Source organism: Caballeronia sp. M23-90 (assembly GCF_053574605.1).
In genome coordinates this window covers 1-7,054 of sequence record NZ_JBSIPA010000352.1, presented here as the reverse complement: position 1 = coordinate 7,054, position 7,054 = coordinate 1, and the positions used below count along the sequence as shown (strand labels likewise).

General features: G+C 58.4%; 7 protein-coding genes. 6 read left to right on the top strand and 1 reads right to left on the bottom strand.

Annotated elements, in window-relative coordinates; translation table 11 throughout:
* The 6 genes from ACRXB1_RS26380 to ACRXB1_RS26355 all read left to right on the top strand — a co-directional run.
* Positions 1–257, top strand: a 257-nt coding sequence (locus ACRXB1_RS26380; RefSeq protein WP_449493709.1) for a citrate/2-methylcitrate synthase, incomplete at its 5' end; no start/stop codon positions are given.
* A 142-nt stretch (positions 258–399) separates the two neighbouring features.
* Positions 400–927 carry a hypothetical protein gene (locus ACRXB1_RS26375; protein ID WP_449493708.1) on the top strand — a complete coding sequence of 176 codons (528 nt, stop codon included), beginning with the start codon at positions 400–402 and terminating at the stop codon, positions 925–927.
* 19 nt (positions 928–946) lie between these two features.
* On the top strand, positions 947–2,398 hold the full coding sequence (locus ACRXB1_RS26370; protein ID WP_449493707.1) for a bifunctional 2-methylcitrate dehydratase/aconitate hydratase: 1,452 nt from the start codon (positions 947–949) through the stop codon (positions 2,396–2,398).
* A 73-nt stretch (positions 2,399–2,471) separates the two neighbouring features.
* Positions 2,472–5,189, top strand: a complete 2,718-nt coding sequence (gene acnA / locus ACRXB1_RS26365) for an aconitate hydratase AcnA (RefSeq protein ID WP_062172050.1) — start codon at positions 2,472–2,474, stop codon at positions 5,187–5,189.
* Between the two features lie 198 nt (positions 5,190–5,387).
* Positions 5,388–5,624 (top strand): FitA-like ribbon-helix-helix domain-containing protein, encoded by a 237-nt coding sequence (locus tag ACRXB1_RS26360; RefSeq protein ID WP_082779043.1) that lies wholly within the window; start codon positions 5,388–5,390, stop codon positions 5,622–5,624.
* A complete protein-coding gene (locus ACRXB1_RS26355; RefSeq protein ID WP_449493706.1) occupies positions 5,611–6,027 on the top strand; it encodes a PIN domain-containing protein in 417 nt (138 codons plus the stop codon). Before ACRXB1_RS26360 ends, ACRXB1_RS26355 begins: the two co-directional genes overlap by 14 nt.
* A gap of 71 nt (positions 6,028–6,098) precedes the next feature.
* On the opposite strand, the gene ACRXB1_RS26350 is transcribed toward ACRXB1_RS26355, so the two are convergent.
* Positions 6,099–7,054 (bottom strand): aldehyde dehydrogenase family protein (locus ACRXB1_RS26350; RefSeq protein WP_449493705.1); only part of this gene is annotated, 956 nt, incomplete at its 5' end.

Genomic DNA, 7,054 nt, shown 5'->3' with positions numbered 1-7,054 from the left:
ACATCGCCGAGCGCCTCGAAACGACGATGTGGGACGCAAAGAAGATGTTCCCGAACCTGGACTGGTTCAGCGCGGTGTCGTATCACGCCATGGGCGTGCCCACCGCCATGTTCACGCCGCTGTTCGTGATCGCGCGCACGTCGGGCTGGAGCGCGCACATCATCGAACAACGTATCGACAACAAGATCATTCGCCCGAGCGCAAATTACACCGGACCCGAAAATCTGAAGTTCCAATCACTAAATAAGCGAAAATAGCGCGCTGCGTGTGCCGGATGGTCCAACCGGCGTGCGTGCTTTCGCAAAACGGGCCAATGCGGCGCACCATTTCACATCGAAATATCTTGCCGATAAAGACCCGGGTTGAACATTTAAACGAAATCTAGAAAGGCTGTCATTGATGAACAAACTCCTGATCGCTGCCGTTGTCGGCGCCCTGTCCATGTCGTGCATGCTTGCCACCACGAGCGCGCTGGCCGCGGATGCATCCACCGCACCCGCAAAAACCACGGCTAAGAAAGCAGTAGCCAAACGCCCGGCGCCGGCACGCCGCCTGATCAAGCGTAAACCCGCAACCGAAGCCAAATTGGCAGCAAAGGTTGACCCGGTTCCGGATGGTTCGACCAAATGGTCGTGTAACGAAGGCCTGGCTTTCTACCTGAAAGGCGACATGAAACGCGACCAGATCGTCACCGTGAACTGGGCGAAAAAGGATTACCAACTGCCGCGTCAAGCCACGACCACGGGCGCTGACCGTTTTCATGATTCCGCCACCGGCCTCGACCTGGTCGTGATCCCGACCAAGGCCATGCTGTTCTCCGACAAGGACGAAGCGCGCCTCGCCGACGAATGCAAGACGGCTGAAATGGCGGCAACCGGCGCTCCGGCGCCTACGCAAGCAAACGAGCTGATCAAGAACGTCAAGTAAGTTTTCACAGGGATTTTCGATGTCCGCACCGATTTCAAACGTCCGGCCCGAGCCGGATCGCGTACTGGTCGACATAGTCGACTACGTTCTCAACTACAAGATCGACAGCGACATTGCGCTCGACACCGCTCGCAATTGCCTGATCGATACCCTCGGTTGCGGACTCGAAGCCCTCACCTATCCCGCTTGCACCAAGCTGATGGGACCCATCGTGCCTGGCACGATCGTCCCCAACGGCGCCAAGGTGCCGGGTACATCGTTCCAGCTCGACCCGGTTCAGGCCGCGTTCAATATCGGCGCGATGATCCGCTGGCTCGACTTCAACGACACATGGCTCGCCGCAGAATGGGGGCATCCGTCGGATAACCTCGGCGGCATTCTTGCCACAGCCGACTGGCTCTCGCGCAACGCTGTCGCCACCGGTAAGAAGCCGCTGACGATGAAAGACGTCCTGATCGGCATGATCAAGGCGCACGAAATTCAAGGTTGTATCGCGCTGGAAAACTCGTTCAACAAGGTCGGGCTCGACCACGTGTTGCTGGTCAAGCTGGCATCGACGGCGGTGGTCGGCCAGTTGATCGGCTTGACGCGCGATGAGCTGATCAACGCAGTCTCATTGGCTTTCGTCGATGGCCATTCGCTGCGCACCTATCGTCATGCGCCGAATACCGGTTCGCGCAAATCATGGGCCGCCGGCGATGCAACCTCCCGCGCCGTGCGTCTCGCGTTGATCGCGAAGACGGGCGAGATGGGTTATCCGTCGGTTCTGACTGCCAAGACGTGGGGCTTTTACGATGTCCTGTTCAAGGGCAACGAATTCAAGTTCCAGCGTCCATACGGTTCTTACGTGATGGAGAACGTGCTCTTCAAGATCTCGTTCCCGGCCGAATTCCACTCGCAGACCGCGGTGGAAGCGGCAATGACGTTAAACGCGAAACTCGCTGAAGCCGGCAAAAAAGTTGAAGACATCAGGAAGATCACGATCCGCACGCATGAAGCGGCGATTCGGATCATCGATAAAAAAGGTCCGCTCGATAACCCCGCCGACCGCGATCACTGCATCCAGTACATGGTGGCCGTACCGCTGATCTACGGCCGGTTGACGGCATCGGATTACGAAGATTCGATTGCAAAGGATCCGCGTATCGATACCTTGCGCGCGAAGATCGAATGCGTGGAAGACCCGCAATTCACGAAGGATTATTTCGATCCCGAGAAGCGTTCGATCGCCAATGCGTTGACCGTCGAATTCAGTGACGGCAGCACCTTCGACGAGCTGGTCGTCGAATACCCGATCGGACACAAGCGCCGCCGCGAAGACGGCATTCCTCTCCTGGTCGAGAAGTTCAGGACCAACCTCGCACGGCGTTTTCCGGCGAAGCAGCAAGAGGCGATCATTGCGGCATCGCTGGACCAGGCAACGCTTGAGGCAATGCCGGTCAATGAATATGTTGATCTGTACGTGATTTAGTCAGCATCCGTGACACGTTCTTTAGATTGAAAGTACTGAAGGTGTTTCCTCGTTTAAACCCAGGAAAAAAAACATGGCCCACAATCTCCATAAAACGCTCAAGGAATTCGACAGTGGTTCCGGCAAAGGCAAGTACTACTCGTTGCCTGCGCTCGGCAAGGCGCTGAACATCAAGATCGAACGTCTGCCGGTATCGATTCGCATTGTGCTGGAATCGGTCCTGCGCAATTACGACGGCAAGAAGATCGGCGAAGAACACATCAAGCAACTGGCGAACTGGAAGCCGGTCGCGGATCGTACCGATGAAATCCCGTTCGTGGTCTCGCGCGTCGTGCTGCAGGACTTTACCGGCGTGCCGCTGCTCGCCGATATCGCTGCAATGCGTGGCGTGGCGCAACGTGCAGGCAAGGACCCGAAGGCTATCGAGCCGCTCGTGCCGGTCGATCTGGTGGTCGATCACTCGGTGCAGATCGATTACTTCCGTCAGAAAGACGCGCTCGACCTGAACATGAAACTGGAATTCCAGCGCAATAACGAGCGCTATCAGTTCATGAAGTGGGGCATGCAAGCCTTCGATACGTTCAAGGTCGTGCCCCCGGGCGTCGGCATTGTTCACCAGGTGAACCTGGAATATCTCGCTCGCGGCGTGCACAAGAAGACGCTGGAAGGCGACACCGTGTATTACCCGGATACGCTCGTCGGCACGGACAGCCACACGACCATGATCAATGGTATTGGCGTGGTGGGCTGGGGCGTGGGCGGTATTGAAGCTGAAGCCGGCATGCTCGGTCAGCCGGTGTACTTCCTGACGCCGGACGTGGTGGGCGTCGAGCTGAAAGGCAAGATTCGCGAAGGCGTGACGGCAACCGACCTCGTGCTGACCGTCACGGAAATGCTGCGTAAAGAGAAGGTCGTCGGCAAGTTCGTCGAGTTCTTTGGCGAAGGCACGGCGTCACTGTCGCTGCCGGACCGCGCGACCATCGGCAACATGGCCCCGGAATACGGCGCGACCATGGGCTTTTTCCCCGTCGATGAAAAGACCATCGACTACTTCAAGGGAACGGGCCGCACCGACGCTGAAATCTCTGCGTTCGAATCGTATTTCAAGGCGCAGAACCTGTTCGGCGTGCCCAAGGCCGGCGAGATCGACTACACGAAGACGCTGACGCTCGACCTCGGCACGGTTGCGCCGTCGCTGGCGGGTCCGAAGCGTCCGCAGGACCGCATCGAAATCACGAACGTGAAGTCGAACTTCACCGAGCTGTTCTCGAAGGCTGTGAGCGACAACGGTTTCGGCAAGAAAGCTGCGGACCTGAACACGCAATACACGACGACGAACAACGTCAACGTGAAAAACGGCGACATCCTGATTGCCGCGATCACGTCATGCACGAACACGTCGAACCCGAGCGTTTTGCTGGCTGCCGGTTTGCTCGCGAAGAAGGCTGTCGAAGCCGGTTTGACCGTCGCACCGCACATCAAGACGTCGCTGGCTCCGGGATCGCGGATCGTCACGGAATACCTGACGAAGACGAATTTGTTGACGTATCTCGACCAGCTCGGTTTTACGCTGGCCGCCTACGGCTGCACGACATGTATCGGTAACGCGGGCGACCTGACGCCGGAACTGAACGACGCCATCACGAAGAACGACATCGTGGCCGCCGCTGTGCTGTCCGGCAACCGCAACTTCGAAGCACGTATTCACCCGAACATCCGCGCGAACTTCCTGGCATCGCCGCCGCTGGTCGTGGCTTACGCCATCGCCGGCAACATGACGGTCGACCTGATGACGGAACCGGTCGGCAAGGGCAAGAATGGCAAGGACATTTTCCTCGGCGACATCTGGCCGACGAGCGAAGAAGTCAATGCGCTGCTGAAGTACGCGCTCGACGCTGATGCTTTCCGCAAGAACTACGCGGAACTCACGAAGACCGGCGACCTGTGGAGCAAGATCGAGGGCGAAGCGGGTCAGGTTTACGACTGGCCGAAGTCGACGTACATTGCTGAGCCGCCGTTCTTCGGCAAGGACTTCTCGATGACCCCGGCCGACAGCATTCCGGCCGTCAAGGGCGCGCGTCCGCTGGGCATCTTCGGTGACTCGGTCACGACCGACCACATCAGCCCGGCTGGTTCGATCAAGGAAAGCTCGCCCGCAGGCGTGTGGCTGAAGGCGAACGGCGTGCAGAAGGCCGACTTCAACAGCTACGGCTCGCGCCGCGGCAACCACGACGTCATGATGCGCGGCACCTTTGCCAACGTGCGGATCAAGAACCTGATGATCCCGCTGAAGGCCGACGGTTCGCGCGTGGAAGGCGGTCTGACGATATTCCAGCCGAGCGGCGAAGAACTGTCGATCTATGACGCAGCGATGAAGTACATCGAAGCAGGCACGCCGACTATCGTGTTCGCGGGTGAAGAGTACGGCACGGGCTCGTCGCGTGACTGGGCTGCGAAGGGCACGCAATTGCTCGGCGTGAAGCTGGTCGTGGCGCGCAGCTTCGAGCGGATTCATCGTTCGAACCTGGTTGGCATGGGCGTGTTGCCGCTGCAATTCAAGGGCTCGGACAGCGTCCAGTCGTTGAACATCACCGGCGAAGAAACGTTCGACCTGGAAGGCCTCTCGTCCGATATCAAGCCGCAACAGGAAGTGACGCTCGTGATCCATCGCAAGGATGGCAGCGAGCAGCGCGTGACGGTGCTGCTGCGTATCGATACGCCGATCGAAGTCGATTACTACAAGCACGGCGGGATCTTGCCGTTCGTGTTGCGCTCGTTGTTGGCTGCCTGAGGGTTCAGGCGGTAGCTTTTTGCAGGTGACCGCGCCCTTAGAGATCGGGGCGCGGGAACATTGGACCCGGCTTCGGCCGGGTTTTTTTTCGCTTGCTTGTTCCTCGGTAGGCCACAGCGATTGTGCAATGTGAAGCTATTCAGCAAACAAGAAACTTGTTTAGTGATATCATTGCTATCACTAAATTTGGAGGCTACAATGGCCAGTCTTCTTGTACGAGGAATAGACGACGAAGTAGTCCAAAGCCTGCGGGAACAAGCTGCGGCACATGGGCGCAGCGCGGAAGCGGAACATCGGATCATTTTGGTCGCAGCATTAGGCCGTCCGAAGCGACGCAGTTTTGCTGAAGTATTGGCTAGCATGCCAAACGTCGGCGAAGACTCCGATTTTGAAAGAGTACAAAGCACGAGCGGGGCGCCGGGTGTATTTGATTGATACGAATGTAATAAGCGAGATGCGCAAAGGGCTTCGTGCGAATCAAGGTGTCAGAAGCTTCTTCGAGCTCGCAGAGAGCGAGGGCCACGGCCTGCACATCTCCGTCATAACCATAGGCGAACTGCGACGGGGACTTGATTCTATTCGCCATCGCGGCGATGAAGAACAGGCGCGATCACTTGAAACGTGGATGAGCGAGGTGCTTAGCGGATCCGCCTTGAATGTTTTAAGTATTGGCCCGGACGTCGCGCAACTCTGGGGACGACTTAGGGTTCCAAATCCAGAAAATGAGTTGGATAAGCTGATCGCGGCCACGGCAATCATCCACAATTTGACAGTCGCTACACGCAACGTAAAGCACTTTGCTTCGACTGGCGTTCGAACACACAACCCGTTCGAATAGACGGTCCTAACAAAAAAGCGACGCAACCGGTTGGTCACGTCGCTAATTTTTCAATCAAAGCTGCGATCGGATCAACGCGCCTCGCTCACAAACTTCGTGACCAGATACGCTTCCATCGCTTCGCTGCCGCCTTCCGAGCCGTAGCCCGATTCCTTCACGCCGCCAAACGGCGTTTCCGGGATACCCAGCCCGTGGTGATTGATCGACACCATGCCGCTTTCGATATCCTCACCCACCGACGCCGATGTCGCGCTCGACCGCGTATAAGCGTAAGCCGCTAGACCAAACGGCAGGCGATTGGCTTCCGTGATGGCTTCGTCGTAGGACTTGAACGTGGAGATCGGCGCGATCGGGCCAAACGGCTCTTCCGTCATGATACGAGCCGAGAGCGGCACATTGGCCAGCACCGTCGGTGCAAAGAAGAACCCTTCACGTCCGATGCGCTCACCGCCCGTCAGCACCTTGGCGCCGTGCTCGACGGCATCGGCGACAAGGCGTTCCATCGCCTGCAGGCGGCGGCCGTTGGCTAGTGCGCCCATCTGCACGCCCTCTTCCAGCCCATTGCCGACCTTCAGCTTCTTGGTAGCCGCGACGAAATGCTCGGTGAATTCCTCATAAGCCGACTCTTCGACGATAAACCGCGTCGGCGAAATGCAGACCTGGCCGGCGTTGCGGAACTTGGCGCCAGCCAGCAGCTTGGCGGCGCGCGGGATGTCGGCATCGGCGAAAACCAGTGCCGGCGCGTGGCCACCCAGTTCCATCGTGGCGCGCTTCATGTGCTCGCCGGCCATTGCCGCCAGTAACTTGCCCACCGGCGTCGAGCCCGTGAACGAGATCTTGCGGATCAGCGGATGCGCGATCAGGAACTTGGAGACATCGGCGGGAACGCCAAACACGAGGTTCAGCACGCCGGCGGGCAATCCTGCATCCACGTAAGCCTGAACCAGCGCCGCGCAGCTTGCCGGCGTTTCTTCCGGTCCCTTCAGCACGACCGAGCATCCCGCAGCCAGCGCGGCCGACACCTTGA

What these genes read in the sequence shown, in the direction of transcription:
- acnA (WP_062172050.1), top strand. Translation starts at nt 2,472, where the DNA reads ATGGCCCACAATCTCCATAAAACGCTCAAGGAATTCGACAGTGGTTCC.
- ACRXB1_RS26360 (WP_082779043.1), top strand. Translation starts at nt 5,388, where the DNA reads ATGGCCAGTCTTCTTGTACGAGGAATAGACGACGAAGTAGTCCAAAGC.
- ACRXB1_RS26375 (WP_449493708.1), top strand. Translation starts at nt 400, where the DNA reads ATGAACAAACTCCTGATCGCTGCCGTTGTCGGCGCCCTGTCCATGTCG.
- ACRXB1_RS26370 (WP_449493707.1), top strand. Translation starts at nt 947, where the DNA reads ATGTCCGCACCGATTTCAAACGTCCGGCCCGAGCCGGATCGCGTACTG.